The 25908-nt window shown below is 71.2% G+C and carries 28 protein-coding genes and 1 pseudogene; 16 read left to right on the plus strand and 13 right to left on the minus strand.

Going from position 1 to position 25908, the window contains the following annotated elements; genetic code table 11:
- Positions 1 to 135: 135 nt before the first annotated feature.
- From OWR29_RS27280 to OWR29_RS27310, 7 genes and pseudogenes are all read left to right on the plus strand, one after another.
- The gene (locus OWR29_RS27280) at positions 136 to 342 is read left to right on the plus strand and encodes a hypothetical protein (protein WP_267566122.1); all 207 of its coding nucleotides are present in this window, start codon (positions 136 to 138) and stop codon (positions 340 to 342) included.
- Between the two features lie 20 nt (positions 343 to 362).
- Positions 363 to 503 carry a hypothetical protein gene (locus tag OWR29_RS27285; protein ID WP_267566123.1) on the plus strand — a complete coding sequence of 47 codons (141 nt, stop codon included), beginning with the start codon at positions 363 to 365 and terminating at the stop codon, positions 501 to 503.
- Positions 504 to 570: 67 nt separating this feature from the next.
- Positions 571 to 774 (plus strand): hypothetical protein, encoded by a 204-nt coding sequence (locus OWR29_RS27290; protein ID WP_267566124.1) that lies wholly within the window; start codon positions 571 to 573, stop codon positions 772 to 774.
- Positions 775 to 793: 19 nt separating this feature from the next.
- Positions 794 to 2377 (plus strand): annotated as a pseudogene (locus tag OWR29_RS27295) (ComEC/Rec2 family competence protein); the annotation flags it as partial.
- 67 nt (positions 2378 to 2444) lie between these two features.
- Positions 2445 to 3002 carry a GNAT family N-acetyltransferase gene (locus tag OWR29_RS27300; RefSeq protein ID WP_267566125.1) on the plus strand — a complete coding sequence of 186 codons (558 nt, stop codon included), beginning with the start codon at positions 2445 to 2447 and terminating at the stop codon, positions 3000 to 3002.
- Between the two features lie 238 nt (positions 3003 to 3240).
- Positions 3241 to 4221: a DNA polymerase III subunit delta gene (gene holA / locus OWR29_RS27305; RefSeq protein ID WP_267566481.1), complete on the plus strand. Its 981-nt coding sequence runs from the start codon at positions 3241 to 3243 to the stop codon at positions 4219 to 4221.
- Positions 4218 to 4724 (plus strand): hypothetical protein, encoded by a 507-nt coding sequence (locus OWR29_RS27310; RefSeq protein WP_267566126.1) that lies wholly within the window; start codon positions 4218 to 4220, stop codon positions 4722 to 4724. Before holA ends, OWR29_RS27310 begins: the two co-directional genes overlap by 4 nt.
- Here OWR29_RS27310 and OWR29_RS27315 read toward each other — a convergent pair.
- The 3 genes from OWR29_RS27315 to OWR29_RS27325 form a co-directional block, all read right to left on the minus strand.
- Positions 4705 to 5133, minus strand: a complete 429-nt coding sequence (locus OWR29_RS27315; protein ID WP_267566127.1) for an SRPBCC family protein — start codon at positions 5131 to 5133, stop codon at positions 4705 to 4707. The genes OWR29_RS27310 and OWR29_RS27315 overlap by 20 nt on opposite strands.
- A gap of 123 nt (positions 5134 to 5256) precedes the next feature.
- Positions 5257 to 5523, minus strand: a complete 267-nt coding sequence (gene rpsT, locus OWR29_RS27320; RefSeq protein ID WP_267566128.1) for a 30S ribosomal protein S20 — start codon at positions 5521 to 5523, stop codon at positions 5257 to 5259.
- 119 nt (positions 5524 to 5642) lie between these two features.
- Positions 5643 to 6611 (minus strand): phosphotransferase family protein, encoded by a 969-nt coding sequence (locus OWR29_RS27325; protein ID WP_267566129.1) that lies wholly within the window; start codon positions 6609 to 6611, stop codon positions 5643 to 5645.
- Positions 6612 to 6666: 55 nt separating this feature from the next.
- On the opposite strand from OWR29_RS27325, the gene OWR29_RS27330 reads away from it, so the two are divergent.
- The 4 genes from OWR29_RS27330 to OWR29_RS27345 all read left to right on the plus strand — a co-directional run bounded on the left by OWR29_RS27330 (position 6667) and on the right by OWR29_RS27345 (position 10325).
- Positions 6667 to 7200 carry a DUF4240 domain-containing protein gene (locus OWR29_RS27330; protein ID WP_267566130.1) on the plus strand — a complete coding sequence of 178 codons (534 nt, stop codon included), beginning with the start codon at positions 6667 to 6669 and terminating at the stop codon, positions 7198 to 7200.
- 50 nt (positions 7201 to 7250) lie between these two features.
- On the plus strand, positions 7251 to 7961 hold the full coding sequence (locus OWR29_RS27335) for an MOSC domain-containing protein (protein WP_267566131.1): 711 nt from the start codon (positions 7251 to 7253) through the stop codon (positions 7959 to 7961).
- 126 nt (positions 7962 to 8087) lie between these two features.
- Positions 8088 to 9968, plus strand: a complete 1881-nt coding sequence (gene lepA / locus OWR29_RS27340; RefSeq protein ID WP_267566132.1) for a translation elongation factor 4 — start codon at positions 8088 to 8090, stop codon at positions 9966 to 9968.
- Positions 9969 to 10049: 81 nt separating this feature from the next.
- The gene (locus OWR29_RS27345) at positions 10050 to 10325 is read left to right on the plus strand and encodes a GlsB/YeaQ/YmgE family stress response membrane protein (RefSeq protein WP_253243242.1); all 276 of its coding nucleotides are present in this window, start codon (positions 10050 to 10052) and stop codon (positions 10323 to 10325) included.
- A 977-nt stretch (positions 10326 to 11302) separates the two neighbouring features.
- Here the strand turns inward: OWR29_RS27345 and OWR29_RS27350 are convergent.
- From OWR29_RS27350 to OWR29_RS27360, 3 genes are all read right to left on the minus strand, one after another.
- A complete protein-coding gene (locus OWR29_RS27350) occupies positions 11303 to 13645 on the minus strand; it encodes a PAS domain-containing protein (RefSeq protein ID WP_267566133.1) in 2343 nt (780 codons plus the stop codon).
- 139 nt (positions 13646 to 13784) lie between these two features.
- On the minus strand, positions 13785 to 14648 hold the full coding sequence (locus OWR29_RS27355) for a hypothetical protein (protein WP_267566134.1): 864 nt from the start codon (positions 14646 to 14648) through the stop codon (positions 13785 to 13787).
- A 57-nt stretch (positions 14649 to 14705) separates the two neighbouring features.
- Positions 14706 to 15482, minus strand: a complete 777-nt coding sequence (locus OWR29_RS27360) for an enoyl-CoA hydratase-related protein (protein ID WP_267566135.1) — start codon at positions 15480 to 15482, stop codon at positions 14706 to 14708.
- A 36-nt stretch (positions 15483 to 15518) separates the two neighbouring features.
- Between OWR29_RS27360 and hemW the strand changes: the two genes are divergently transcribed.
- Positions 15519 to 16721 (plus strand): radical SAM family heme chaperone HemW, encoded by a 1203-nt coding sequence (gene hemW / locus OWR29_RS27365; RefSeq protein ID WP_267566136.1) that lies wholly within the window; start codon positions 15519 to 15521, stop codon positions 16719 to 16721.
- 28 nt (positions 16722 to 16749) lie between these two features.
- Here the strand turns inward: hemW and OWR29_RS27370 are convergent, their stop codons facing one another.
- Positions 16750 to 17370: a DUF4870 domain-containing protein gene (locus OWR29_RS27370; protein WP_267566137.1), complete on the minus strand. Its 621-nt coding sequence runs from the start codon at positions 17368 to 17370 to the stop codon at positions 16750 to 16752.
- A 163-nt stretch (positions 17371 to 17533) separates the two neighbouring features.
- On the opposite strand from OWR29_RS27370, the gene hrcA reads away from it, so the two are divergent.
- Together hrcA and dnaJ are read left to right on the plus strand one after the other, a co-directional pair.
- Positions 17534 to 18556, plus strand: coding sequence for a heat-inducible transcriptional repressor HrcA (gene hrcA, locus OWR29_RS27375; RefSeq protein WP_267566138.1), 1023 nt, complete (start codon positions 17534 to 17536; stop codon positions 18554 to 18556).
- Between the two features lie 17 nt (positions 18557 to 18573).
- Positions 18574 to 19716: a molecular chaperone DnaJ gene (dnaJ, locus tag OWR29_RS27380; RefSeq protein ID WP_267566139.1), complete on the plus strand. Its 1143-nt coding sequence runs from the start codon at positions 18574 to 18576 to the stop codon at positions 19714 to 19716.
- 185 nt (positions 19717 to 19901) lie between these two features.
- On the opposite strand, the gene OWR29_RS27385 is transcribed toward dnaJ, so the two are convergent.
- The 3 genes from OWR29_RS27385 to OWR29_RS27395 are packed head-to-tail and all read right to left on the minus strand — an operon-like array spanning position 19902 to position 21775.
- Positions 19902 to 20561: a hypothetical protein gene (locus tag OWR29_RS27385; protein ID WP_267566140.1), complete on the minus strand. Its 660-nt coding sequence runs from the start codon at positions 20559 to 20561 to the stop codon at positions 19902 to 19904.
- Positions 20536 to 20937, minus strand: coding sequence for a PadR family transcriptional regulator (locus tag OWR29_RS27390; protein ID WP_267566141.1), 402 nt, complete (start codon positions 20935 to 20937; stop codon positions 20536 to 20538). Before OWR29_RS27390 ends, OWR29_RS27385 begins: the two co-directional genes overlap by 26 nt.
- Before the next feature lie 22 nt (positions 20938 to 20959).
- The gene (locus tag OWR29_RS27395; RefSeq protein WP_267566142.1) at positions 20960 to 21775 is read right to left on the minus strand and encodes an NAD(P)H-binding protein; all 816 of its coding nucleotides are present in this window, start codon (positions 21773 to 21775) and stop codon (positions 20960 to 20962) included.
- Positions 21776 to 21896: 121 nt separating this feature from the next.
- Here OWR29_RS27395 and OWR29_RS27400 point away from each other — a divergent pair, with 121 nt between their 5' ends.
- Positions 21897 to 22796: an AraC family transcriptional regulator gene (locus tag OWR29_RS27400; RefSeq protein ID WP_267566143.1), complete on the plus strand. Its 900-nt coding sequence runs from the start codon at positions 21897 to 21899 to the stop codon at positions 22794 to 22796.
- A 163-nt stretch (positions 22797 to 22959) separates the two neighbouring features.
- Here the strand turns inward: OWR29_RS27400 and OWR29_RS27405 are convergent, their stop codons facing one another.
- Positions 22960 to 24174, minus strand: a complete 1215-nt coding sequence (locus OWR29_RS27405) for a DUF4241 domain-containing protein (protein ID WP_267566144.1) — start codon at positions 24172 to 24174, stop codon at positions 22960 to 22962.
- Between the two features lie 82 nt (positions 24175 to 24256).
- A complete protein-coding gene (locus OWR29_RS27410) occupies positions 24257 to 24892 on the minus strand; it encodes an FMN-dependent NADH-azoreductase (protein WP_267566145.1) in 636 nt (211 codons plus the stop codon).
- A gap of 92 nt (positions 24893 to 24984) precedes the next feature.
- On the opposite strand from OWR29_RS27410, the gene OWR29_RS27415 reads away from it, so the two are divergent.
- Positions 24985 to 25548: a MarR family winged helix-turn-helix transcriptional regulator gene (locus OWR29_RS27415; protein ID WP_267566146.1), complete on the plus strand. Its 564-nt coding sequence runs from the start codon at positions 24985 to 24987 to the stop codon at positions 25546 to 25548.
- A gap of 4 nt (positions 25549 to 25552) precedes the next feature.
- Here OWR29_RS27415 and OWR29_RS27420 read toward each other — a convergent pair whose 3' ends face one another.
- The gene (locus OWR29_RS27420; RefSeq protein WP_267566147.1) at positions 25553 to 25873 is read right to left on the minus strand and encodes a hypothetical protein; all 321 of its coding nucleotides are present in this window, start codon (positions 25871 to 25873) and stop codon (positions 25553 to 25555) included.
- Positions 25874 to 25908: the final 35 nt, after the last annotated feature.

Raw genomic sequence — 25908 nt, forward strand, 5'->3', positions numbered from 1 at the left:
GCCACATCGCATTACGGTGTGTGGCAGAACTCAAGGCGGCCCCCGGTCAAGTGCAGCGAACACCGACCAGGGGCCTTGATCGCCCCTAGGAGGCGACCCGCGATGACCGTACCTGGCCCCAAAGCTGATCTCATCGTGTCGTTCCGCGACCGAGACGAACCCCGCGCGTTGGCCACCCGACCGATCGCCGTGGCACACCGGCACCCGGCCGGGTGGACCGTCCACGCCATGGACGGTTCCCGCATCGAGGCGTTGTCGTTCGACGCCGTGCCCGGCGCGGTGTCGGCCGCGACCGGCATCCGCAACCTACTGATCGTCTGGCCCGGACGGGACGCGTTGTGACGGCCCGAATCTGGCGTTGGGTGCCGTGGGTACGCCGGGCCGCGAAACGCCGCCACACGGCCGCCGTGGACTACGCCCGGCAATGGTCCGCCGACGAACGGGCCGCCGCCCGGCAACGTCTGATCGAACTGGCCGAACGGGAACGCCGCCGCCACCCGTAGACCGACCCCAACCGGCCTCGACCTCTAGCGTGGAGGTCGGGGCCGTTCTGCGTTCACGAGGAGATGCATGACCAAGTTGCCGCACCCGCACGAGGCCCAACGCGCCGTGTTGGCCGACATCATCGACCACCTGGCCGACAACCCGCGTTACGACCTCCAGGGAGATCCGACTACGGACGCGTGGGGGTCCGCCCAGTGGGTCAAGTACACCGACGACGTGGGCAAAGAGCACTTCGTGCGGGTGACCGTCGAGCCCTACAAGCCGTCGTGAATAACCCCGCTATCTGACAATCGCGGGGGCCAACGTCGCCATTCTGCTCGGCGTCGTGCTCTTCGCCGTGCGGCGGACCCGGGCCGGGCCGGTGGCCACGGCGGTGATCTGTGCCGTGGCGCTGGTTGGCTTCGTCATTCTGGCCCGGCCCTCGCCCAGTGTGGTGCGGGCGGCCGCGATGGGTGCGATCGGGCTGATCGGGCTGGCCTCGGGCCGGCGGCGGGCGGCGCTGCCCGCGCTCGCGGCCGGGGTGGCGGTGCTCATCGTGTACGACCCCGAGCTGGCGTCGGACGTCGGCTTCGCGCTGTCCGTGCTGGCCACCTCGGGTTTGCTGTTGCTCGCCCCGGTCTGGCGGGACGGGCTGCGCCGCGGAGGTTGCCCGGCCGGGCTGGCCGAGGCGCTCGCCGTGCCGGCGGCGGCCCAGGTGGCGTGCGGACCGGTCGTCGCCGGGCTGTCCGGCACGATCAGCGTCGTCGCCGTCCCGGCAAACCTGCTGGCCGTGCCCGCGATCGCGCCGGCGACCCTGTTCGGGGTCACCGCGGCGCTGATCTCGCCGATCTGGCCGGCGGGGGCCGAGTTCGCGGCCTGGATGGGGCATTGGCCGGCGCAGTGGCTGGTGCTGATCGCGACCTACGGCGCCCGGGTGCCCGCGGGGGCGCTGCCGTGGCCGGGCGGGCTCACCGGCGCGCTGCTGCTCGCAGTGATCACCGTCGGGCTGTTGATCGCCACGCGCCGGCCGTTGATCCGCAAGCTGGTCACGGTGGTGGCGCTCGGCGGGGTGCTGGGCGCCCTGCCGGTGCGGTTGCTCGCCTCGGGCTGGCCGCCGCCCGGCTGGCTCGTGGTCGCGTGCGCGGTGGGGCAGGGCGACGCGATCGTGCTGCCGGCGGGAGCGGGACGAGCGGTGGTCGTCGACGCCGGGCCGGAGCCGAACGCCGTCGACCACTGCCTGCGCCGGCTCGGGGTGCGCCAGGTGGCGCTGTTCGTGGTCAGCCACTTCCACGCCGACCACATCGGCGGGGTGGCCGGCGTCTTCCGGAACCGGGACGTCCGTGGGGTGGTCGGACCGGACTGGCCCGAACCGCCGGCTGGTCACGCTGCGGTTGCTGAGGCGGCCGGGCGGGTGCCCCTGCACGCGGTTGGCGCCGGATGGGCGTACGCGGTGGGGGAAGTGCGATTGAAGGTGCTCGGGCCGGTGGAGCCGCTGCGAGGCACCAACTCCGACCCCAACAACAACTCTCTGGTGCTGCGGGCCGAAGTGGACGGCCGGTCCATCCTGCTGCCCGGCGACGCTGAGACCGAGGAGCAGGAAGACATGCTGCACTACCTGGGGCCGGACGCCGTGCGGGCCGACGTGCTCAAGGTGGCGCATCACGGCTCGAGCTATCAGTCGCCGCGGTTCCTCGACGAGATCCGGCCCACGGTGGCGCTGGTCTCGGTCGGCCTGGGCAACGACTACGGGCATCCGAACGCTTCGTTGCTGGCGCGGCTGGCCCGGGGTGGCGCGCGGGTCCTGCGTACGGATCAATCGGGCGACCTGGCGGCGGTCTCCACCGGTCGTGGGCTGGCCGTCGTCGCCCGGGGTGACCCACCACCCGCGCCTTGACCTGGCCGTCCGCCGTCGGCGCCGATGTCTGACACGCAGCCCGGCGCGAAGCGCGCACAATGCCGGGATGGAGCGAGAGACGATCACCGCCGGCGAATTCCGGCTGCGCCCGTTCGAGGAGGGCGACATCCCCTGGGTGTACGAGGTCTCGCTGGACCCGCTCGTGCAGAAGTACCTGCAGATCCCCGTTCCGTATCACCGGAGCGACGCCGAGTTCTTCGTCCGCGAGATGTGCGTGGCGGGGTGGGACAAGGGCACCCGGGCCGAGTTCGTCGTCGAAACCGCGGTGCCGGACGGTGGCCAGGCGACCCGGCTCGGCCGGGTGGGCCTTGGGTTGAACGGGTCGGGCGCGGGCGAGATCGGCTACTGGATGGATCCGGCGGCCCGCGGGCGGGGGATCGCCACTGCCGCGGTGCGGGCGCTTTGCGGATGGGCGTTCGGGACGCTCGGCCTGGGAATCGTCGAGTGGCGGGCCGAACTCGGCAACCAGGCGTCGCGGCGGGTGGCGGAGAAGGCCGGGTTCACGGTCGAGGCGGTGCTGCGGCAGAGGCTCGTGCATCGAGGCGTCCGGGTCGACGTCTGGGTCGGCTCGATGCTGCCGTCCGAACTGCCGCCGCCCGCCTAGGCGCCCGCGCGCCGACACGCCCGGGTTAGTCCGTTCAGGTGGGTCTTGGGACTAACGATGGGGGTTGATGGGCCTATCGGGGCGTAGTAGCGGGTTCCGGAGACATCCAGCCTGATCGAGCACCGGGTGGACCAGCGCGGGCATGGCCGGGAGCCGATATGTCTGCTTTCGCATTCCCTGATCCATAGGTCTGCGCTAAGGAGTGAGGCTCGCGGAAACGTCAGCCCTTCGTGCAACGATATTGGGCGTGAACACCGCGCCTCCCGCCCCGTTGCTGCTCGTCCAAGGCGATGAGGAGCTGTTGTCCGCTCGCGCGGTCACCGCCGCCGTCGACGCGGCCCGGGCGGCCGACCCCGGCGCCGATGTGCGGGAATACGAGGCGGGCGCGCTGTCGGCCGGCGAGGTGGCCGAGATGCTGAGCCCGTCGCTGTTCGGCGGCCGGCGCGTCCTTGTGATCCGTTCCGGGCAGGATGCCCGGAAAGACTTGATCGCCGCCCTGGTGGCGTACGCGAAGAACCCCGACCCCGACGTCTCGCTGATCGTCACCCACCTCGGCGGGGCCAAGGGCAAGGCGCTGGCCGACGGGCTGCGCGCGGCCGGCGCCACCGTCGTGCCGGCGGCCAAGCTCAAGGGCGACCGCGAGCGGATCGCGTTCGTCCGTGACGAGTTCCGCCGCAACGGTGGCAAGTGTGACGAGGCGGCCGCCTCCGCGCTGCTCGCCTCCGTCGGCAACGACCTGCGCGAGATCGCGGCGGCCTGCTCGCAGCTGCTGGCCGACACCGACGGCAAGATCACCGAGGCCGTCGTGGCCCGCTACTACAAGGGCCGGGCCGAGGTCAGCGGCTTCACGGTGGCCGACGCGGCGATGATCGGTGACGTGCCGGGGGCGCTCGAGGCTCTGCGGTGGGCGCTGCACGTCGGCGTCGACCCGGTGCCGATCGCCGACGCCATCGCCGACGGTGTGCGCACGGTGGCCAAGGTGGCCTCGGCGGGGCGCGGAAATCCGTACCAGATGGCCAGTTCGCTCGGCATGCCCGCCTGGAAGATCCAGCGCGCCCAGGAACGCAGCCGCGGCTGGACGCCGGAGGGCCTGGTCGACGCCATGCGCGCGGCCGCCGTCTGCAACGCCGCGGTCAAGGGCGGCGCGGAAGACCGCGGCTACGCCCTCGAGCAGGCCGTCTTCGCCGTGGCCGCGGCCCGCTCGGGCGGTGCCCGATGAGCCGGCCGCGCGGTCCCGAGCCGGCCGGGCACCGGCCGCTCTACGCCCGCATGCTGCGCCTGAAGTTCCTGAGGCCCAGCGGGTTCCTCTGCTTCGTGTTCCTCGAGGGCTCGGTCGCGCTGGGCATCCTGCTCGCCCTGGCCGAACTGGTGAGCTGGTGGGGCGTGCTGGTGCTGCCGGTCACGGTGGCCATCATGGTCAAGCTCAACGACGTGATCGCCGGGTCGCTGACGCCGCCTCCGGTGACCGTGACGCCCAGCGCCGGGCTCGGTGCGGCGGCCCGCTCGGCCGGCGCCACCATGCTCGCCGAGCATGCGCACGCCCGTACGGCGCCGCTGCGGCCGGCCGGCATGACTCACGAGAGCCGGGCCGGTGAAGAGACGACCCGGCTGCCGGGCGTGATCGACCGTGGTCGCGGCGCCCCGATCAAGCGTCCGTGGGTGGAAAGGGCCGAGGCCCAGCAGCAGTGGATTCGCCAGTCCGCTACTCGTCGTTACGAATAGCGCCGATCGCCTCGCGCCACGACTCCAGGAAGTGCGCGTACCCGGCGAAGAAGTCACGCAGGGCCGGCTCGGCCTCGGGCGTCAGCGCGGTGAGGTCGTAGGTCACGGTGACCTCGCTGCCGGCGCCGGAGGGGCGCACGTCGACCCGCACGGTGCCGGCCGTCACGCCGGGAACGACCCTCGCGTAGCGGATCGTCTCGCCGGCGACGCGGTCGACGACCACCCAGGTCGTGACCTGCTCGCCGGCGCCGGTGACGAAGACGGTGCCCGGCTCGGTGTCGTCGACGTCGCCGGCCGGGAAGCGGGGCTCCCAACCGGCCACCCATGACCGTTCGCCGCGGGCCGTGAACAGGGGAAACGCCTGTTCCGGGGGCATCGGCAGGCGGAATGCGCCGGTGGCCGTGGTCACTGCCGCTCCTCTTTATGGGCGGGCTCAGGCCCGTACCGGAAAGCAAGCAAGCAAAAGCACCGGGCACCGCCGAATCGGCAGTGCCCGGTGTGCAGCCTGCTGGCTGGCGTTACCCGCGAAGGATCAGGCGGAAAGCGCGGAGACGCGCTTGGCGATGGCCGACTTGCGGTTCGCCGCCTGGTTCTTGTGGATGACGCCCTTGCTGACGGCCTTGTCCAGCTGACGAGAGGCGTCACGCAGCAGCGTCGTCGCGGTCTGCGTGTCGCCGGCCTCGCTCGCCTCGTGCAGCTTGCGGATCACGGTCTTCAGCGACGACTTGACCGACTTGTTGCGCAGCCGGGCCTTCTCGTTCTGCCGGTTGCGCTTGATCTGGGACTTGATGTTCGCCACGCGACAGCCTTGTCCTGACTAGGTGTTCGGAAACGGTCTCAGCGGGATGGTCGCCAGTGGCGCGTCATCACACGCGAAGAGCAAGACTACCAGCAGCGCGGCGAGCCGCCAAAACGCCCTCACCAGCCCCGGCGGTCGGCCAGCCAGGCCAGCGCCTGCTCGCCGCTGAACCGTTGGTGCTGGCGGCTGTGCGGGGACGCGCTGCTCGGCCCGCCGTCCGCCCGCACCAGCCAGTATCCGGCCAGCGCGGCCAGCGCCCCGTCGACCCCCTCGGCCGGGGCGTCCCAGCCGGCCAGGTACGAGTCGGCTTCGAGCCCGCTGGCGAAGGCGGTGACCAGTAGCGTCACCGTGTCGAACCACGGGGCTCCCAGGCACGGCCAGGTCCAGTCGCACAGCAGAGCCTTGCCGTCCTTGTCCACGAGCACGTTGTCGATCCGCAGGTCGCCGTGCATGAGAGCGTCGCCCGTGACCAGGGCGGGCAGGTCCTGCTCGAGCCGGGCCAGGTGGGCCAGGTGGGTCGGGGCGACCGTGCCGTGCGCCGTGCGGGGCATCGGTTCGCGCCCGGCGGAGATCTCCGACCACCACGACATCTCGGTGCGCAGGATGTCCGGCAGCCGGGGCACACCGGCCTCCAGCAGCTCGCCGCTCGGCGTGGCCAGGGCTTCGGCGGCAGTGGACCAGGCGGCCAGCGTCGCGTCCAGCTCCGGAGGCGACCAGGGCAGGGCCGGCACGTGGCCGTCGACGGGTTCGAGGCACAGCGCGAAGTACTCGGACTCGACCAGCGTCCAGAGCGGCCGGGGTGCGGCCACCTCGGCGGGAAGATTCGCCGTGATGTACGCCTCACGGGCGTACCAGTCGGAGGTCGGGTCTTTCAGCGGCGCGGCCTTGACGAAGCCGGTGGCTCCGGACGAAGTCGTCACGAGGGCTGCGAACGCCCTGGTGAAGCCGCCGCCCGCGCTGCGTACGGTGACCACCTGGCCGCCGAGGCGGGCCGCGACGGCCCGGCGCAGGCCGTCAGGCAGGTCGGGCCAGCCGGGGCGTACGGCGGTGGCGCCATAGGGCACGTCGGGGAGCGAAATCGATCGCACGACCCCTATCCTGCCCGGCCCGGTTTTGTCGTACCCCGCTGGCAGGATCTGTGGCATGAGAACCGACGACTTCTGGGCCGTCATCAGCCGGGCGACCGCCGATCGGCCCGCCTCGCCCGCCGATGTGGCCAAACGCGCCGCGGCCGACCTGGCCACCCGCGATCCGGACGAGATCGTGGCCTGGGGTCGCCATCTCGACAAGGTCATGGTCGCCTCCGGCACGCAAGATCTGTGGGCGGCGGCCTATCTGATCAACGGCGGCTGCTCCGAGGAGGGCTTCGACAGCTTCCGCGGCTGGCTGATCGCCCACGGCCGCGACGCCGTGGCCCGATCGGTGAAATCACCCGACTCGCTGGCCGACGTGGCGGTGGTGCGGGGCGCGGCCGACACCGGCGCCGTCTTCGAGGCCGAAGAGGTGTTGTCCATCGCGGCCGACGCCTACGCCCAGGCCACCGGTGAAGAGCTGCCGGCGTCCGACCGCCCGGTCACCCGTCCCGACGCCGCCGACCTGTGGGATTTCGACAACGAGGACGAGATGCAACGCCGCCTGCCCAAGCTGTCCGCGCTGTTCCTGGCGCCACCCGAGTGAGCTGAGAAATGGGTCGATCCGTCACCACCGGCTCGGTCAGACTGCGGCTCATGGAGACTGCGCAAGGGCAAGTGGCCTCGGTCAGCAGCAACGGCGTCTACTCGTTCACCAAGCCCGCGCGGGACGAGATCGTGCTGATCGCGGGCCTCGGCATCGAGGGCGACACGCACGCGGGCGTCCACGTGCGGCACAGGCACCGCGTCAAGGTCGATCCGACGCAGCCCAACCTGCGGCAGGTGCACCTGATCCACGAAGAGCTGTTCGCCGACGTCGCGCACAAGGGCTACGAGGTCCGGCCGGGCAATCTGGGCGAGAACGTGACGACGCGCGGGCTCGACCTGCTCGGCCTGCCGGTGGGCACGATCCTGCGCTTCGGCGTCGAGGCGGAGCCGGCCGAGTGGGACGCAGGCGTCCTGGACGCGGTGCTGGCGGCGGCCGACGCCGCGAAGCTGAACGAACCCACTGCCCGGGCGGCCGAGGCGGTGCGGGCCGCGGTGGCTCGGGAGGCGGCGGCCGGGCAGGCGCGCGGCATCGACCCGCGGCCGGCGCTCGTGGTGGCCGGGCTCCGCAACCCGTGCCAGCAGATCAACAAGTTCCAGCCCGGCCTGCTCAAAGAGGTGATCGGCCACGACGAGAAGGGTGATCTCGTCCGCAAGGGCGGCATCATGACGGTCGTTCTGCGAGGCGGAGCCGTCCGGCCCGGGGACCCGCTGGTCGCCGAACTGCCGCCGCTCCCGCACGCCTCGCTGGAGCCGATCTGAGCCGCCGTGAGCGCGCCCGCGGGCACCCCTTGAGCGGGTGTGAGTGGGGGTTCCGTGCGGACGTGGGACGATAGAACGCGCCGGCGGCTCGCCGGCCCACCGCTCGGACGATAAGAACGGAAGATCGTGCCTGGACCGCTCGACCCCGGCGTGAACGTGATCGGTGCCACCGATCCCGCTCGCATCCGCAACTTCTGCATCATCGCCCACATCGACCACGGCAAGTCGACGCTGGCCGACCGGATGCTGCAGATCACCGGCGTCGTCGACCCGCGGCAGATGCGCGCCCAGTACCTCGACCGCATGGACATCGAGCGCGAGCGCGGCATCACCATCAAGTCGCAGGCCGTGCGCATGCCGTGGGTGGTGCGCGAGGGCGGGCAGCAGGGCGAGTCGGCCGTTCTCAACATGATCGACACTCCGGGCCACGTCGACTTCACGTACGAGGTCTCCCGCTCCCTCGCCGCCTGTGAGGGCGCCGTCCTGCTGGTCGACGCCGCCCAGGGCATCGAGGCGCAGACCCTCGCCAACCTCTACCTGGCGATGGAGAACGACCTCCACATCATCCCGGTGCTCAACAAGATCGACCTCCCGGCCGCGCAGCCCGAGAAGTACGCCGAAGAGCTGGCCAAGCTGATCGGCTGCGAGCCCGACGACGTGCTCCGCGTCTCCGGCAAGACCGGCGAGGGCGTCGACCACCTGCTCGACGAGATCGTCCGCCAGTTCCAGCCCCCGGTCGGCGAGGCCGACGCCCCCGCCCGCGCGATGATCTTCGACTCGGTCTACGACGTCTACCGCGGCGTGGTCACCTACGTCCGGGTCGTCGACGGCCGCATCGAGGCTCGCGACCGCATCAAGATGATGTCCACCGGCGCCGTCCACGAACTGCTCGAGATCGGCGTCGTCTCACCCGAGATGGAAAAGGCCGGCGCGCTCGGCGTCGGCGAGGTGGGCTACCTGATCACCGGCGTGAAGGACGTCCGCCAGTCCCGCGTCGGTGACACGGTGACCGGCAACGTGCGGCCGGCAAAAGAGGCGCTGGGCGGCTACAAAGACCCCAAGCCGATGGTCTACTCCGGCCTCTACCCGATCGACGGCTCCGACTACCCGGCGCTGCGCGACGCGCTCGACAAGCTCAAACTCAACGACGCCGCGCTCACCTACGAGCCCGAGACGTCGGCCGCGCTCGGCTTCGGCTTCCGCTGCGGCTTCCTCGGCCTGCTCCACCTCGAGATCATCGGTGAGCGGCTGGAACGCGAGTTCGGCCTCGACCTGATCTCGACCGCGCCCAACGTGGTCTACCGCGTCTACACCGAGGACGCGGAGGAGCACATCGTCACCAACCCCAGCGAGTTCCCGGCCGGCAAGATCTCCGAGATCCACGAGCCGATGGTGCGCGCGACCGTGCTGGTGCCCAACGACTACGTGGGCGCCGTCATGGAGCTGTGCCAGAGCCGCCGCGGCAACCTGCTCGGCATGGAATACCTCTCGGCCGAGCGCGTCGAACTCCGCTACATGCTGCCCCTGGCCGAGATCATCTTCGACTTCTTCGACCAGCTGAAGAGCAAGACCAAGGGGTACGCGTCGCTCGACTACGAGCCCGACGGCGAACAGGTGGCCGACCTCGTCAAGGTCGACATCCTGCTGCACGGCGAGCCGGTCGACGCCTTCAGCGCGATCGTGCACAAGGACAAGGCCTACGCGTACGGCGTCAGCATGGCCTCCAAGCTGCAGAAGCTCATTCCGCGGCAGCAGTTCGAGGTGCCCATCCAGGCCGCCATCGGCAGCCGCATCATCGCCCGCGAGACGATCCGCGCCATCCGCAAGGACGTGCTGGCCAAGTGCTACGGCGGTGACATCAGCCGCAAGCGCAAGCTGCTCGAGAAGCAGAAGGAAGGCAAGAAGCGGATGAAGATGGTCGGCCGCGTCGAGGTGCCGCAGGAGGCGTTCATCGCCGCGCTGTCGACATCCGACGCTCCGGACACCAAGGGAGCAACCAAAAAATAAATCGGTTTGGGCTTTCGACCACTCGGGAACTCTGGGGCTCGACGGACGCAACAACTGCTTCACCCCCGAGAGGAACCCCCAATGACTGTCACCGGCATCATCACCGCTCTCGTCGTCGGTCTCATCATCGGCGCCCTGGGCCGCCTGGTCGTACCGGGCAAGCAGAACATCCCGATCTGGCTGACCCTGGTCATCGGTGTCGTCGCTGCGCTGCTGGGCACCGTGCTGGCCCGCGCCACCGGCGTTGCCGACACCAAGGGCTTCGACTGGATCGAGCTTCTGTTCCAGGTCGTGCTGGCCGCGATCGGTGTGGCGCTTGTCGCCGGCGTCGGCGGTCGCCGTCGCATCCACCGGTAATCGCTGACAACGAAGCGCCGGGCCTCTTGGCCCGGCGCTTCGCCGTTTCCCAACAAAAGTCAAGGGCTGTCGTGGGCGGTGGGGGCGTTGCTCCTGCCGCTTTATGGGTTTGTGGTCAGGTCCGGCGGATCGAAGTTGAAGGCTGGATGCCGGAGCGGGGTGGGGCGTTGCTCCTTCCGCCTTTTGGGTTTGTGGGCCCGAACTGGTAGATGAAAGTCAAGAGCTGGATGTCGGAGCGGGGTCGGGCGTTGCTCCTCCCGGCTTTTGGCTTCGTGGGCGCGAACCGGTAGATCAAAGTCAAGGGCTGGATGTCGTAGCGGGGTGGTGGGTGCAGACCGTCGCTCCCGCCGAGGGCGCGGGCGGGTCGAGCTGGCCGCTGGCGCGTCCATGACGCTCGACCCACCCGCGCGACGTGCGTAAGTGGTTGCGCCCCAAGCTGGCGCCGTCAGTTACCGCCTTGTCAACCACCCCTGTGGACAGGCCGCCGATGTGGACAACGCGCAGCCGTCACCGACTCCGGCGTAGCGTCGTCAGCACACCGATCGGGTTTCACAGCCCAACTCGTGGTCACGCACGCCCGACTTGTGGTCACGCACGCCAAGGCCGGGGTGGCGCACGCTCAACTCGCGGTCGCGTATGCCAAGGCTGGGTGGCGCAGGCTCAATTCGCGGTCGCGTAGGCCAAGGCTGGGGTGGCGCACGCTCAACTTGCGGTCGCGTATGCCAAGGCAGGACTGCCGCATGCTCAGACTCGCGGTCGCGTACGCCAAGGCTGGGGTGGCGCACGCTCAACTCGCGGTCGCGTACGCCAAGGCCGAGTTGGCGCACGCTCAACTCGCGGTGGCGCCCGACAACGTCAGGTTGCGCAGATCCGGGTCAGGTGGCGCCGGCCCGAGTTGGGTAGCGCGGGCTCGAGTTGGGGGTCGCGCGGATCCGGGTTGGGTCGGGCAGGCCTGGGTTGGGTGGGCGAATCGGCGGTTAGTAGCGGAACTTGTGCTGGGCGCTTCGGCGGTTTACCCAGGCTGGGAGTTCGTCGACGTGGTCGCGGTGGGGGATGCGGTCGATGGGGTCCTGAGTGTCGGACACGTTTTGCATCGTTACCACGAAGCCTTGGACCAGGCGGTCGTCCCGCAGGTCGCGGTAGGTGGCCTCGACCAGCACCTGGCTGTGGTCGGGGCGGCGGAGGGCGCAGAACAACGTGCCGTCGCCGCCGGTGGCGAACGCGCGGCGGATCTGGCCGCGGTCGTCGGGGTGGACCAGGTCTTCCAGGGTGGCCAGCGGGGAAAGCTTCTCGTCGCCCAGCACCTCGTGCAGGGCGGGGCTGGCGTAGCGGATGCGCTGGTCCTCGTCGAGCACCAGCATCAGGTCGGCGGTGTTGCTGATGACCGCGCGCAGGTAGAGGTCGCTGTCCCGGCGGCCGACGGCCTCGACCAGGCTGATCCGGTCGAGGGCCAGGGCGGCCTGACCGGCCAGCACCTCGAGCGCGTCGTGGGCGGCGGTCAGAGCCTCGCGGCGGCCGGTGAGGATCAGCGCGCCACCGCTGGGCCGGGCCACGGCCAGCGGTTCCAGCCACAGCGGACAGACCAGCGTCGTCTCCTCGTCGGCCGGCGCGGGGCTGCCCGAAGAGAACCAGCGTCCGGCCCCGCCGGAGCGGAACCAGCGCCCGGTCTCGCCGGAGCGCGATGAGCGCCGGATCTCGCCGGACCAGAACCAGTGAACGGCGTCGCCGAGGCGGAAGCGGTGGTCGGCGCCAGCTGCGGAGGAGGATCGGCGATCGGTGTCGCTGCCGGTTGAGGGCTGACGAGTGGCTTCAATGGAGTGGGAGCCCTGACCGGCGCGTGGCTGCTGGGACTTGGTGTCGCTCTCGGATGGGCGGCGCTTGATGCGGCGCAGCGTTCGGGTCAGCCAGCTTGGGCGGCGGCGGAGACCGAGACGGCGGGTGGGCTGACCGCTGGCCGCAGCCTCTGGGCTGGTGCTGCCGGACAGTTCGTCGTTCGCCCCGCTCACTTTGCCGGGGGCGCCGGGGCCACCGGGCGCGGCACCCTCACTCCGCGACAAGGCGGAGTCCTCAGTCCGCGCAAAGGCGTCGGCTCCGCTCAGCGCAGAGGCGTCGGGTCGACTCCGCGCGAAGGCGTCGGGTCCGCTGAGTGTGGAGGCGTCGGGTCCGCTCGGCGTGGGGGCGTCGGCTCGACTCCGCGCGGAGGCGTCGGCGGGGGGCCGGGTGGGCGTGTTCAGGGCCGTCGGGCCGTTGGGCGCGATCGGGTGGCTTGTGGCGGCTCGGGGAGTTGAGGGGACCGCCGTGGCTTCGATGGTGGGGGTGGCCCACCAGCTGCGGGGGCGGCGGCCGGGGGGAGCGGGGGGTAGCTGGACCGCGGCCAGCTGGCGGTCGTCGGGGGCGAAGACGACGCGGCGCAGGGCGGTCGAGGGGATCAGGGCGGCCACGCCGGCCCGGACTGCCTCGTCGACGGCGGCTATGTCGGTGGCTGAGACCAGGTCGGCGGTGGCGCTGCGCAGGCCGCGTTCGCGGGTCAGGGCCTGGCTGTTCAAGGTCACCGAGTCGGCCAGGCGGGTGATCGTCAAGGTCAGGGTGATCGCGCCGGCGATGGCGATCGGGACGCCGTCGCGGACTGTGCCGTCCAGGGCCTCGATCAGCAGCACGACCGGTGGGGTGGCGACCGAGGCGCCCAGCAGGGCGGCCCAGCGGCCGTGCCAGCGGGTGGTTCGCGGCGGCATGGGCTGGGTCAGCCGCACCATAGACGGGTGCAGGGCAGCCAAGCCCCATGCGATGTAGAGGACGCGGTAACCGGACTCGGAACCCTCGCTCTGCAGCAGCGGGAACAGCACGTCGCCGGCCAGCAGGCCGACCGAGCCGGCCAGCAGGAGCATCGCCGAGACGTTGCGGCCGGTGGCCAGGTTGAGGCGCAGCGCGACCCCGACCAGCAGCAGCGAACCGATCACATCGGACGCCGAGATCCGCACCCAGGGGCTGTTGTCGGCGATCACGAAGACCCAGATGACGAGCAGTGCCGAACAGGCGAACGCGAGCAGGTCGATCAGGCGGGCCCGGTCGACCAGCACCGAGCCGCCCTCGGTGAACCGCAGCAGCGCGCCCGCCACGAGCACGAACATCGCCAGATAGCAGCCCGTAGCCGCCGACATCACCTCGAAGGCGTAGAAAACATCACCGACAGCTAGCGCGAACACCGCGCCGGCCAGCAGCAGCCACGGCCCTATGCGGGCCGGGCGGTGCCACTGCAGTCCCACGATGATCGCCGTGCAACTGCCGGCACCCAGGAGAATCCATTCGATCGCCCTCGACACGTCCTACTTAGTACCAGGGCGGTAGCTGTCTGTCCATGTCGATGTATACGCTACGCAACTGCGCACTCAGGACGTTCGTCATCACGCCTAGTAGTCGATCGATGGACCGAAACTTTCGGGGCTGGTCCGAAAGGCGACGTCAGCTGAAGACTTCGGCGACCACCCGGCCGGCGCCGGGGCCACCGTCCGCGCTCACCGCCTGCCACCGCCCGTCGGGCGCGTGCCATTCGAGATCGCCGAAACGTACCCGTTCGAGACCCGTCGCCGAGGCGTGCGCCACGAGCCAGTGCGCGTAGCGCCAGCCCGCGCTCGCGCTGCTGACCTTGACCGTGAGCCGCGCGGCCTCCGTGGCCGTGGCCGATTCGGGCAGGCCCTTGCCCCAGTCGAGCCGTAGTCCCTTGGACAGCGCGGTCGCGGCGGCCGCCCCGCGCTGCACCGGGGAACCGCTGACACTGCACTCCACGGCGCCGGTGGCCCGGCCGGTCAGCGCACGGGCCAGCACCGCCGACTCGTCGGCCCATTTCTCGTACGCGTTGGGATAGGCCGACCGCTGCACCTTCTGCGCCGCGTCGGTGACCCGCATCTTCTGGTAGTTCTTGACCTTCTTGAGCGACGAGTAGAACTTGTCGGCCGCGTACCGGGGGTCTTTGATCTGCTCGAAGGTGCCCCACCCCTGGCTGGGCCGCTGCTGGAACAGGCCGACCGAGTCGCGGTCGCCGTCGTCCAGATTTTCGAGCTTCGACTCCTGGAAGGCGGTGGCCAGGGCGATCACCACGGCCCGTTCGGGCATGCCCTTGCGCAGCCCGACCGCCGTGATGGTGGCCGCGTTGGCCATCTGCACGTAGTCGAGGGTGACCTCGCCGTCGGCCCGGACGGTGCACTCCGGCCCGATCTTGGGCAGCTTGATGCTGCCGGAGAAGGTGTTGACGACCGCGAAGACGCCGAGCGCACCGACGAGCGCGACAATCGCCAGCACCACGACCGGTGTCTTGCGCACCCGCACCCCCACCCTCTTGTTGTTCAGGCGACAAGAGTAGTCAACGAGGTCACCCGCACGGCGTCACCCGTCCGATGTCGGAGCGGCGGGAACCCAGGCGGCGGGCCGTTTCTCACGGAACGCGGCCATGCCCTCGCGCCCCTCGGCCGAGCGGAAATAGCCCGCCGACCGGGCCGACAGCTCGGCCAGTTCACCCCGGACCGCCGTACGCCGCAACAGTTGTTTGGTCCCGGCCAGGGCGAGCGGGCCGCCGCGGACCAGGCTGTCGCAGTAGCCGCGCACCTTGCCGTCCAGCTCCTCGGCTGCCACGGCCGCCGTGACCAGCCCGATCTCGGCCGCCCGGACACCGTCGAAGACGTCGCCGGTCAGGTAGAGCTCGGCCGCCGCGCGCGGGGCCAGCCGGGGCAGCACGGTCGCGCTGATCACGGCCGGGATCACCCCGAGCCGGACCTCGGAGAAGGCGAACGTGGCCTCGCGCGTGCAGACGGCGATGTCGGCCGCCGCGATCAGCCCGAGACCGCCGGCCCGGGCCGGCCCGGCGACCCGGGCGACGACCGGCTTGGGGAACTCCCAGAGGGCGGCGAGCACGTCGGCGATCATCTCGGCCGGCACCCGGCCGTCGGCGCGGGCGGCCGCGGTCTCTTTCAAGTCGGCGCCTGAGCAGAAGACGGTGCCTGTGTGCGAGAGCACAACAGCGCGCACCCGGGTGTCGGTGAGGGCCTCGGCGAGAGCGTCCAGCAGCTCGCGCATGAGGGCGGTGGACAGGGCGTTGCGGTTCGCGGGGGAGTCCAGGGTCATGGTGGTCACCCCGGCGTCGGTGACGGTACGGACCAGAGCCATGGCGGAACCCTAACTTCAGGCGTGCACACTTGACGGATGGCCGGCGCACTTCCCGATGGCGAACCCGTACCCCTGGACGGGTCCCTGCCCGACTCCGCGACGGCGCACGTCGGCCGGGACGGGTTCGCCGTCTACGTCCACGTCCCGTTCTGTGCCAGCCGCTGCGGCTACTGCGACTTCAACACCTACACGGCCAGTGAGCTCGGCGGTGGCGTCAGCCGGGAGACGTACGCGGAAACGGTCTTGAAAGAGCTGGCCCTGGCCCGTCAGACGATCGGCCCGAAGCGCGTCGACACTGTTTTCTTCGGTGGCGGCACACCGACGCTGCTGGACGCGGACGATCTGGGCCGGATCCTGCACGGCATCGACGAGGCGTGGGGGCTGGCGCCCGGCGCCGAGGTGACGACCGAGGCCAACCCCGAGTCGGTCGACCCGGCCTACCTGCGCCGCCTGCGCGGGCACGGCTTCAACCGGATCTCGCTGGGCATGCAGTCGGCGGCCCCGGGCGTGCTCAAGATCCTCGACCGCCGGCACACGGCGGGCCGCGCCCCGCAGGCCGCGATCGAGGCCCGCGAGGCCGGGTTCGAGCACGTCAACCTCGACCTGATCTACGGCACGCCGGGCGAGACGGCCGGCGACTTCGCCGAGTCGCTGCGCAAGGTGATCGAGGCCGGTGTCGACCACGTCAGCGCGTACGCCCTGATCGTCGAGGACGGCACCCGGATGGCCGCCCGCATGCGGCGCGGCGAGATCCCCTACCCGTCGGACGACGTGGCGGCCGACCGCTATCTGGCGGCCGAGGCGGCGCTGGGCGAGGCCGGGTTCGAGTGGTACGAGGTGTCGAACTGGGCCACGTCCGAGGCGGCCCGGTGCCGGCACAACCTGCTTTATTGGACCGGCGCCGACTGGTGGGGGCTCGGACCGGGGGCGCACAGCCACGTCGGCGGTGTTCGCTGGTGGAACGTCAAGCACCCCGCCGCGTACGGGGAAAAGCTGGCTCAAGGCGTCTCGCCGGGTTACGGCCGCGAGCTGCTGAGCGACGACGACCGGCACGTCGAGGACGTGATGCTGCGGGTCCGGCTGCGCGAGGGCATCGCGCTCGACCGCGTCGATCAGGTGGGCGCCAAGCAGGCCCTGGCCAACGGACTGCTCGACCCGGCGGCGTACGAGAACGGCCGTCTGGTGCTCACCCTGCGGGGCCGCCTGCTGGCCGACGCGGTGATCCGCGACGTGGTGTGACGCGCCGGGCCCCGTTCCCGGCGCGGCTCTACTTGATCAGGTTGATGGTCATCGGATAGTTGTACGGCTCGTTGTTGGTCGCCTTCAGGCCGGCGATCACACCGAAGATGATGGAGATCAGCGCGGCGATCGGGATGATCACGAAGCCGATCACGGCGCACGCCGTGGCCCAGCCGATGATGCCGACGATGGTCCAGACGATCTGGAAGTTGAGCGCCTTGACCGCCTCGGCCCGCACGTAGGGCGACTGGCCGCCCTTGGCCAGCATCGCGATCAGCGGCGCGATCCAGCCGCCGAGGCCGCCGCCGAGGAAGGCGCCGAGCGCGCCGCCGAAGTGCGCGATCAGCACCCAGGTCTTGTCGTCCTGAGCCGTGCCGCCACCACCGCCGTAGCCGTAGCCGGGCTGCTGGTAGCCGCCGCCTTCATAGGGCGGCGGCGTGCCGTAACCGGGCGGCGGAGCGCCGTAGCCGGATCCGGACGTGGGCGGCGGCGCGCCGTAACCGGCCCCCGAGGTGGGCGGCGGAGCGCCGTAGGGCGGCGGGGGAGGCGGTGTCGAACCGGAAGTCGGGTCGTTAGCCGCATATGGGTTGAACGGCCGCGTCGGGTCGTTCGGGTTACCTTCACCGGGCGGGCGAGGTGGTTCAGTCATGGCTGACACCGTAGAGCCGCAGTTCAATGCGGTCGAGGGCGACATGCTGATCGAGTCGGTGAATAGAGGAGCCGACGCGATCATCGCGTTGTCGCCGGTGGCGACGTAGACTGGCACTCTGTCCGTGGGAGTGCCAAGCATCAGCCGAGGGGGAGGGGTCATTGTGAGTCTGGATGACCGCAAGCTCGAGGTGCTGCGCGCGATCGTCGAGGACTACGTCGAGACGCAGGAGCCGGTCGGTTCCAAGTCGCTGGTCGAGCGCCACCAGCTGGGCGTGTCGCCCGCTACTGTGCGTAACGACATGGCGGTGCTGGAGGAGGAAGGTTACATCCGGCAGCCGCACACCAGCGCCGGCCGCGTGCCGACCGACGCCGGCTACCGCCTCTTCGTCGACCGGCTCAGCAAGGTCAAGCCGCTCACCCCGGCCGAGCGCCGGGCCATCGAGCGCTTCCTCATCGGCGCCGTCGACCTCGACGACGTGGTGCACCGCACGGTGCGCCTGCTGGCCCAGCTGACCCGCCAGGTCGCGGTCGTTCAGTACCCCTCGCTGGCCCGCTCGTCGGTGCGCCACCTCGAACTGGTGCCGATCTCGACCACGCGCCTCATGCTCGTGATGATCGCCGACACCGGCCGGGTCGAGCAGCGCCTGGTCGAACTGCCCGAACCCGTCCCGGCCGACGACGTGACCGACCTGCGCCGCCGGGTCAACGAGAAGCTGGCCGGCCAGCGCCTGTCCGACACGCCGCCCCTGGTGCAGGGCCTGGTCGACGACTGCGCGCCCGGCAGCCGCGCCACCATGGCCTGCCTGGCCTCGGTGCTGCTCGAGACGCTCGTCGAACGCAGTGAGGAACGCCTCGCCTTGGCGGGCACGGCTAACCTGACTCGTGGGGGCGTGCTCGACTTCCAGGGCACGCTGCGCCCCGTCCTCGAAGCCCTCGAGGAAGAGGTCATCCTGCTGAAGTTGATCGGCGATCTCGAGCCCAGCAAGACCCGGGTGCGGATCGGTGACGAGAACCAGATCGACAACCTGCGGTCGGCGTCCGTGGTCAGCACAGGTTATGGCCCCGGCGCCACGATTGTCGGTGGGCTCGGTGTGCTGGGGCCCACCCGGATGGATTACCCCGGCACCATCGCGACCGTGCGCGCGGTGGCACGCTACGTGGGCGACCTTCTAGCACAGAACTGACGAGGATTGCGGAGCCCGTGGCCAAGGACTACTACGGCATTCTCGGCGTGAGCCGGGAAGCCACCGACGACGAGATCAAGCGCGCCTACCGCAAACTGGCTCGGCAATATCACCCGGACGTCAACCCCGATCCGGAAGCACACGAGAAGTTCAAGGACATCAACGCGGCCTACGAGGTCCTGTCCGACGACCAGAAGCGCCAGATCGTCGACCTCGGCGGCGACCCGCTCGCCCCCGGCGGCGGCATGGGCCCCGGCGGTCCCGGCGGCGCGGGCGGCCCGTTCGTCGGCTTCCAGGACATCATGGACGCGTTCTTCGGCTCGGCGGCCGGCGGCAACGCCCGCGGCCCGCGCCCGCGCACCCGTCCCGGCGCCGACGCGATCCTGCGCCTCGAGCTCGACCTGGTCGAGACGGCGTTCGGCGTCGAGGCCCCGATCACCGTCGACACCGCCGTGCTGTGCACCCAGTGCTCCGGCGCCGGCACCGCGCCCGGCACCCACCTGGCCACCTGTGAGACCTGTGGCGGCCGGGGCGAGGTGCAGAGCGTGCAGCGCACCTTCCTGGGCCAGGTCGTCTCGAGCCGCCCCTGCGCCACCTGCCAGGGCCACGGCACGGTTATCCCGCACCCCTGCCCCACCTGCGCCGGCGACGGCCGCGTCCGCACCCGCCGCTCGCTCACGGTCAAGATCCCGGCCGGTGTCGAGGACGGCATGCGCATCCGCCTGGCCCAGCAGGGCGAGGTCGGCCCCGGCGGCGGCACCCCCGGCGACCTCTACGTCGAGATCCACGAGCGCCCGCACGACGTCTACTCGCGCAAGGGCGACGACCTGCACTGCCGCGTCACGCTCCCGATGACGGCGGCCGCGCTCGGCACCCGCCTGACCATCAAGACCCTCGACAGCGAAGAGGGCATCGAGGTCAAGCAGGGCACGCAGCCGGCCAGCACGCTGCGCATCCGCGGCAAGGGCGTGCCGCACCTGCGCGGCCAGGGCCGGGGCGATCTGTTCGTGCACCTCGACGTCAAGACGCCGACCAAGCTCACCGCCGACCAGGAGCGGATGCTGCGCGAGTTCGCCAAGACCCGCGGCGAGGACGTGGCCGAGCTGAGCAAGCAGGGTGGCTTCTTCAGCCGCATGCGAGACGCCTTCAACGGACACTGATCCGCGCAAGATCAAAAGCATCTAGGTCAAAACCTTGATGTCGTAGCGGGGTGGGGGGTTACAGACCGTCGCTCCCGCCGAGGGCCGCGGCGGGGTGAGCTGGCCGCTGGCGCGTCCAGGACGCTCACCCCACCACGGCGACGTGCGTGAGTGGTTGCGCCCGAAAACCCGAGAACCAGGGCCCGTCAGGCGGCTGTTCGGACCGACCAGCGGCGGGCCAGGGTCGTCGCGGCCAGGAAACCGCCGAGGACTATCGCGGCTTCGGCGGCCATGATCACCGGGGTCAGCGGGAAGTCGAACGACCAGCCGAGTGCGACCGCGGCGGCGATCGAGGCGGCCACGGCCGGCGGCAGCAGCAGGGCCATGCGGGCCGCCGTGTGGCGGATGCGGGGCGCGTCGCGCAGGCCGATGCGGACCGTGAGGACAGCGCCGGTCACCGCGGCCGCGGCTACGCCGCCGTAGAAGACGGCGGCGGCCAGCCAGATCGGCACGTGCAAGCCGCGCGGCAGGTCGAACAGCGCCACGAGAATCTGGTGCAGGCCGATGACCACGAGGAATCCCACCACCATGGCGAGCAGCGCGCCCGCCGTCGCCGCGCCGAGCACCTGGCCGTAGCGGGGTGGCGTCCGGCCGACTCCGGCCTCCTCGGCGACCCGCAGGGCGAACCCGGCGGGGTCGGCGCCGACCAGCTGCGCGGGGTCGAACCCGTCGGCGGCGGCCGCCTCGAGTTCGGCCCGCAGGTCGGCGGACAGGGTCGTCCGGTCGCTGCGGTTGATGCCGAGCGCGCGCCACTCCCGGTCGGCCGTGGCGAGCAGGTGGTCAACGACCGGCGTCGGCGTGCTCATGGTCGGCTCCCGGTTTCGGTGGACGGACGGCGATGGTGGCGTTGACGACGCCGGCGAAGTGGACCCACTGCTCGCTCCAGGACCGCAGCCGCTCGTGGCCGGTCTCGGTGAGCCGGTAGACCTTGCGGGGCGGCCCGTTCGGGCTGGGCTGCAGCGCGTTGGCGACCAGGCCCAGCCGGTGCAGCCGGGTGATCAGCGGGTAGACGGTGCCGTAGCTCACCGTCCCGAAGCCGGCGGTGTCGAGCCGGCGCACCAGTTCGTACCCGTGCGCCGGCTCGTCGGCCAGCAGGGCCAGCAGGCACATGTCCAGGCAGCCACGCAGAAGCTGCGCCTGCCGTTCGGACGCGGCCTCCGGGCCTTCCTCTGCCGGTATCATGCGCCACATAATACGACCGGTATTAGGCGCCGTCTAGTAGTGGCTCCCACGCCCTCTCGGCCCACATCCGGAAGGTGGCCGGGCGGCGTGAGGTGATTTCCTCCACGTCCGGGGTGAGGATGGCGTTGCCGCCGGCGCGAACCAGGCGGGCGCCGGCCGTGGCGGCCTCGGCGATCTCGGGCGGGAAAAGCTCCGGGGACGGCTCCCGATCGATCACCTCGATCGGGCGGCCCACGATCCCGGACAGCACGGCCAGTTGCTCGGGCACGGTGATCAGTTCCGGCCCGGTCAGGGTGTAGGTGCGCCCGTGGTGGCCGTCGGCGGTCAGCACCTCGGCGGCCACCGCCGCGATGTCGGCCGGGTCGATCACGCCCTGCCGGCCGTCGCCGAACGGGTTCACGATCGGCCGGCCGGCCCGGATGCCGGGCGCCCAGGCCAGCGAGTTCGTGGCGAAGGTGGACGGCCGCAGCACGGTCCACTCCAGGCCGCTGCGCCGCAGGGCCTGCTCACCCTGGAAGTGCCAGGCGCCGAGATGGCCGGGCGGCAGGTCGTGGTCGGTGTCGGGGGTTCCGATGGCGGAGAGCCGGACGACCCGGCGGATGCCGGCCTCTCTCGCGGCGCGGAGCAGGTTCTGCTCGTAGTCAAGTGGTGTGCGCGCGGCCGGCGGAAGCAGGTACATCGCCTCGGCCGGAACGACGACGGTGGTGGCGGTCAGGCCCGGGCGCTCCGGAACACGGGCCGGGGCGCGAGTCATCGCGGCGACCTCCCGGCCGCGGTCGAGCAGTTCCCGCACCAGGGCGGAGCCGGTGGTGCCGGTGGCACCGGTAACCAGAATCATGGGTCCACCGTGGCCGCCGGCCCGCCGGCCGTCTTGGAAGATCCGGCACCGTCCGGAGTCGCGCTCCCGTCTTGGAGAATTCGGTACTGCCGGGCTCGAGCGACCTGGCTAGGTTGGCGGCATGGCGGTCTTCGTGCAGGTGCCCGAGGTGGCTACGACGGTCGTCTTCCGGAGAACACCGGAGGGCGACAGCGACCTGATCGTGACCGGCCCGCGGACCAGAGGCCGCTACCACCCGCTGCGCCTGCCGACCACGTGCGTGCGGGTGCCGGTGCGCCCGAGCCGGGTGCGGGCCGCGCTCGGCGTCTCACCGGAACGCCTGGTCAACCGGGCGGTCCGGCTGACCGACCTGTGGGGCGGCGCCGCGGTGGACCTGGCCGGCGAGTTGGCCGCCTTCGCGCCCAGCCGCTGGATCGACGTCGACCGGCTGGCGCAGCCTCGAGATGCGTTCCCCGACCGGCTACGCCCGCACAGCCTCCCCGGCCACCTTCCCCAGCCGCCGGCCGACGACCCCGCGCTCGAACGGGTGGCGGCGATCCGAGCCCGGATCTCAGCCGAGCTGGAACGCCGAGGCGGGGCCCAGGACGGCGGCGAGCCGAAGCGCCGAAGCGGACTCCGGGACGGTGGCGAGTTGGTCGAGTTCGCGATCGGCGAGCTCACCGGAACCACCGCCCGGCTGGGCGAGGTAGCCGCGCGGGCCGGCGTCAGTGAGCGGCGCCTGCGCACCCTGTTCACCCGCGACGTCGGCCTGTCACCCAAGCACGTGGCCCGCATCGGCCGCCTGCGCACAGTCCTCACGCTGGCCGGCACTCGCGGCTGGGCGGCCGTGGCCGACGACGCCGGCTTCTTCGACCAGGCCCACATGATCAGCGACTTCCGCGCCCTGATGGGCGTCCCGCCCGCCGCCTACCTGAACGGCCGGACCCCCGGCCCAACCCCATGCGTGCCGCTGTCCGCCGGCCCCGACGTAGGTTTTGATCTTCGAGCGCAACCACTCACGCAGGTCGCCGTGGTGGGGTGAGCGTTCTGGACGCGCCAGCGGCCAGCTCACCCCGCCGCGGCCCTCGGCGGGAGCGACGGTCTGTAACCCCCCACCCCGCTACGACATCGCCTTTGATCTGCCGCTCTTGACCTCCACAACCCCACCCGCTACGACATGCAGAGCCGGGCTTCGGTGGGGCGGATCAGTCGTCGGAGGGGAAGAGCAGCATGTCCGCGATGAATGTCGTCACGCGACCCGAGTGGTCCCTTCCTATCCAGGTCGGGTAGGCGCCGTCGCCCCAACCGCTGGACCAGGCGATCATGTCGCCGCCGGAGAGTAAGAAGTAGCGGGGATCGCGCAGCTCGAGTGACTGCCATTCCTCGGTCAGGCGTTCGCGGTTGTCCTCGTCGACGAAGCAGGCCATGCCGGCGTCCACACCGAAGCCGAAGAACTCGCCGTAGCCCAGGTCGAGCAGGTCTTGACCGTCGCGCAGGGCCAGTTCCCAGCGGACGGGGTGCCGGTCGCTGACGTCCAGGCGGACGGCGGCGACGCGGGTGTGGGCGGGGTCGTCGGTGAAGGTGGCCAGGCTGACCGTCACGGGGTAGGTGCCGGGCGGAACGGTCGTCAGGAACGGCTCTTCGCCGTAGTCCAGGGAGGACGGGTCGGCCGCGACCAGGTGGCCCGAGGGCAGGTTGAGTTTGCCGGCCGGGCGGGTCGCGATGCGCATCCGGCGGTCGCCGACGGTGCGTTCGGCGCCGTCGCGGAACAGGGTCGACAGGCCGCGGGGCTGGAGCGGGCGCGGCGGGTGCCAGGGGCGTTCGTCGGCGGTGCGCACCGGCAGGTTGTGGGGTTCGGCCGCGGCGGCCAGGCGGTACGGGCCGTCGACCACCCGCGGCACCGCGCAGACCTCGGCGAACTGGCCGGTGCAGGCTTCGGCGTGGACCCGGCCCGCGCTGTCGAGCAGGGCCTTCCACCGCCCGAAGGCCGGGATGGGCAGGCGCGGCGGCGTGAAGCCCCCGTCGGAGAAGGTGTGCCGGCCGCCGCGGCCGCCGCGGTCGCCGGCCGGCTCGATCGAGTCGTTGCGCCGGCCGTTGAGCTGCCAGCTGGTCTGGTGCCGGGCGCCGGCGCCGGGCGTCCCGTCCCACGTGGTCGACTCGCGCAGGAACAGGTCGCCCTCGCGGGCCCGGCGGAATTCGTGGACGGCGGCCCGGCCGCCCTCGGTGTTCAGGCGGGTGACGGCGCAGTAGCCCTCGGCCCAGGAGACGTTCAGAACCGAGTGCGGGCGGCCGCCGGCGAGCAGCACCACCGAGTAGGGCTCGCCGGCGGAATCGCGTGATTCGGCCTGATCGGGAGTGAGCGGGTTGACGATGCCGTCGTCCCAGCCCTCGCAGTACACCGCCGCCAAGGTGGTCTCCATGGTTGGCGATCTTATTCAGGGGCGACTCCGTTTCGCCGCCCCGCAACAGCGAATCGATAGCCGAACGAGAGACCGGGATGGTTCAGCGGCTGGCGAGCGTGCGGCCGGCGTGGGTGGCGGCCTCGTGGGCGGTCTTCTTCAGCAGCTCGGCGGTGTCGCGCAGCGCCTCCATGGCCGGGTTCACTCCGGCCAGGGTGAGCTCGCGCTCGATCAGCGTGAGGTCGCCGCCCCAGATGTCCTCGACGACCCGGCGCAGGTACCCGGTGTTGTGGTCCCAGCCCTCGCGCGGGGTGCCGGGGCCGTAGCCGCCGCCGCGGGTGGTGACCACGATGACCGGCTTGCCGTCGAGCAGCCGCTCGTCGGGCGCGGAGGCGCCGGCCATGACCAGGTCGATCCAGGTCTTGACGTGCTGCGAGATGCCGTAGTTGTAGAGCGGCAGGGCCAGGATCGCGGCGTCGGCGTCGCGCACCTCGGCGGCCAGCTGCTGGGCCAGGGCGACCGCGGCCCGCTGGGCGTCGGTGCGCTGGTCGGCCGGCGTGAAGTTGGCGTGGATGGCGCTCGCCCAGGCGTCGGCCGGCAGGGGCGAGGCGCCGAGGTGCCGGCGCACGAACGCGGTGCCGGGGCGGGTGGCGGTCCATTCCGCCTCGGCCACGTCAGCCAGTTCGCTCGAGGCCGAGACGGGGCCCTGGATGCTCGAGTCGATGCGCAGAACGGTCATGTGCTTGCTCCTGACACGGGTTGAATGTTCAAGTCGAATGCTGACACCTTCGGCTTGAACATTCAAGTGCGGAGGGGCGGTACTCTTTCGACGTGACTATTGACACGCCCGCTGAGACCCCGTGGCTCGACGGCGAGGAACGTGCGGCGTGGATGACCCTCATCACCATGCTCATGACCCTGCCGGCCGCCATAGACGCCCAGCTCAAGCGCGACTCCGGGCTCAATTTCTTCGAGTATTCGATCCTGTCCCACCTGTCGATGCCGCTGAACCACGCGGTGCAGATGAGCAATCTGGCCCACCTGGCCGGCGGCTCCCTGTCTCGCCTGTCGCACGCGGTGAGCCGGCTCGAACGGCAGGGTTTTGTGGAGCGGCGGGCCGGCAGTGACGGCGAAAGCCGATGCGTCCAGGCGTCGCTGACCACCAAGGGCTACGACGCGCTGGTGGCGGCCGCGCCCGCCCACGTACGCGAAGCTCGTCGCCTGGTCTTCGACAACCTGACCACGGCGCAGGTGCGTCAGCTGCACAAGATCGCCCACGAGATCGCCGGGGCCGCCTCGCCCGACTCGGTCAAGCGCATCGACGCCGCGATCGAGGAGGCCGACCGGGCCGAGCGCGAGGGCCGCACCGACCCCTGCGTGCCCGGCGCCTGCTGAGAGCTCAGCCGCTCAGCTGAGAGCGGGCGCGGTCGACCAGGGTCGGCAACAGCTCGGCCCGCCACGTCTCCAGGTGGACGTTGCCGCTCGACATGCCGCTGCCGTGCGCGAACTCCTCGCGGTAGACCCACGGCGCAGTCTCGGTGGCCAGGTCGACTGCCACCACGCGGTCGAAGGTGGCCTTGAGCAGTCGCTCGACCTCACCCACCGAGGGCGGCAGGACCAGGCCGTTGACGTACTCGCTCATGGCCCGCCACACCCACGGGTCACCCCGCAGACCCCACCGGACGGGTTCGGGATCGAAGAGATCGGATACGAGCCTCACCCGATCAGGGTGGCACCGCTCGGCCGCCGCCGCAG

It is taken from the genome of Paractinoplanes pyxinae, assembly GCF_026626335.1.
In the GTDB taxonomy this organism is placed as follows: Bacteria; Actinomycetota; Actinomycetes; order Mycobacteriales; family Micromonosporaceae; genus Actinoplanes; species Actinoplanes pyxinae.

Excerpts from the sequence above, each read along its gene's own strand:
- OWR29_RS27405 (WP_267566144.1), bottom strand. The coding sequence starts at position 24,174 with ATGGAGACCACCTTGGCGGCGGTGTACTGCGAGGGCTGGGACGACGGC.
- OWR29_RS27370 (WP_267566137.1), bottom strand. The coding sequence starts at position 17,370 with ATGACTGAACCACCTCGCCCGCCCGGTGAAGGTAACCCGAACGACCCG.
- OWR29_RS27335 (WP_267566131.1), top strand. The coding sequence starts at position 7,251 with ATGGAGACTGCGCAAGGGCAAGTGGCCTCGGTCAGCAGCAACGGCGTC.
- OWR29_RS27400 (WP_267566143.1), top strand. The coding sequence starts at position 21,897 with ATGGCGGTCTTCGTGCAGGTGCCCGAGGTGGCTACGACGGTCGTCTTC.
- OWR29_RS27300 (WP_267566125.1), top strand. The coding sequence starts at position 2,445 with ATGGAGCGAGAGACGATCACCGCCGGCGAATTCCGGCTGCGCCCGTTC.
- hemW (WP_267566136.1), top strand. The coding sequence starts at position 15,519 with ATGGCCGGCGCACTTCCCGATGGCGAACCCGTACCCCTGGACGGGTCC.
- OWR29_RS27345 (WP_253243242.1), top strand. The coding sequence starts at position 10,050 with ATGACTGTCACCGGCATCATCACCGCTCTCGTCGTCGGTCTCATCATC.
- OWR29_RS27290 (WP_267566124.1), top strand. The coding sequence starts at position 571 with ATGACCAAGTTGCCGCACCCGCACGAGGCCCAACGCGCCGTGTTGGCC.
- OWR29_RS27395 (WP_267566142.1), bottom strand. The coding sequence starts at position 21,775 with ATGATTCTGGTTACCGGTGCCACCGGCACCACCGGCTCCGCCCTGGTG.
- OWR29_RS27385 (WP_267566140.1), bottom strand. The coding sequence starts at position 20,561 with ATGAGCACGCCGACGCCGGTCGTTGACCACCTGCTCGCCACGGCCGAC.
- OWR29_RS27360 (WP_267566135.1), bottom strand. The coding sequence starts at position 15,482 with ATGGCTCTGGTCCGTACCGTCACCGACGCCGGGGTGACCACCATGACC.
- OWR29_RS27310 (WP_267566126.1), top strand. The coding sequence starts at position 4,218 with ATGAGCCGGCCGCGCGGTCCCGAGCCGGCCGGGCACCGGCCGCTCTAC.
- OWR29_RS27410 (WP_267566145.1), bottom strand. The coding sequence starts at position 24,892 with ATGACCGTTCTGCGCATCGACTCGAGCATCCAGGGCCCCGTCTCGGCC.
- OWR29_RS27330 (WP_267566130.1), top strand. The coding sequence starts at position 6,667 with ATGAGAACCGACGACTTCTGGGCCGTCATCAGCCGGGCGACCGCCGAT.
- OWR29_RS27390 (WP_267566141.1), bottom strand. The coding sequence starts at position 20,937 with ATGATACCGGCAGAGGAAGGCCCGGAGGCCGCGTCCGAACGGCAGGCG.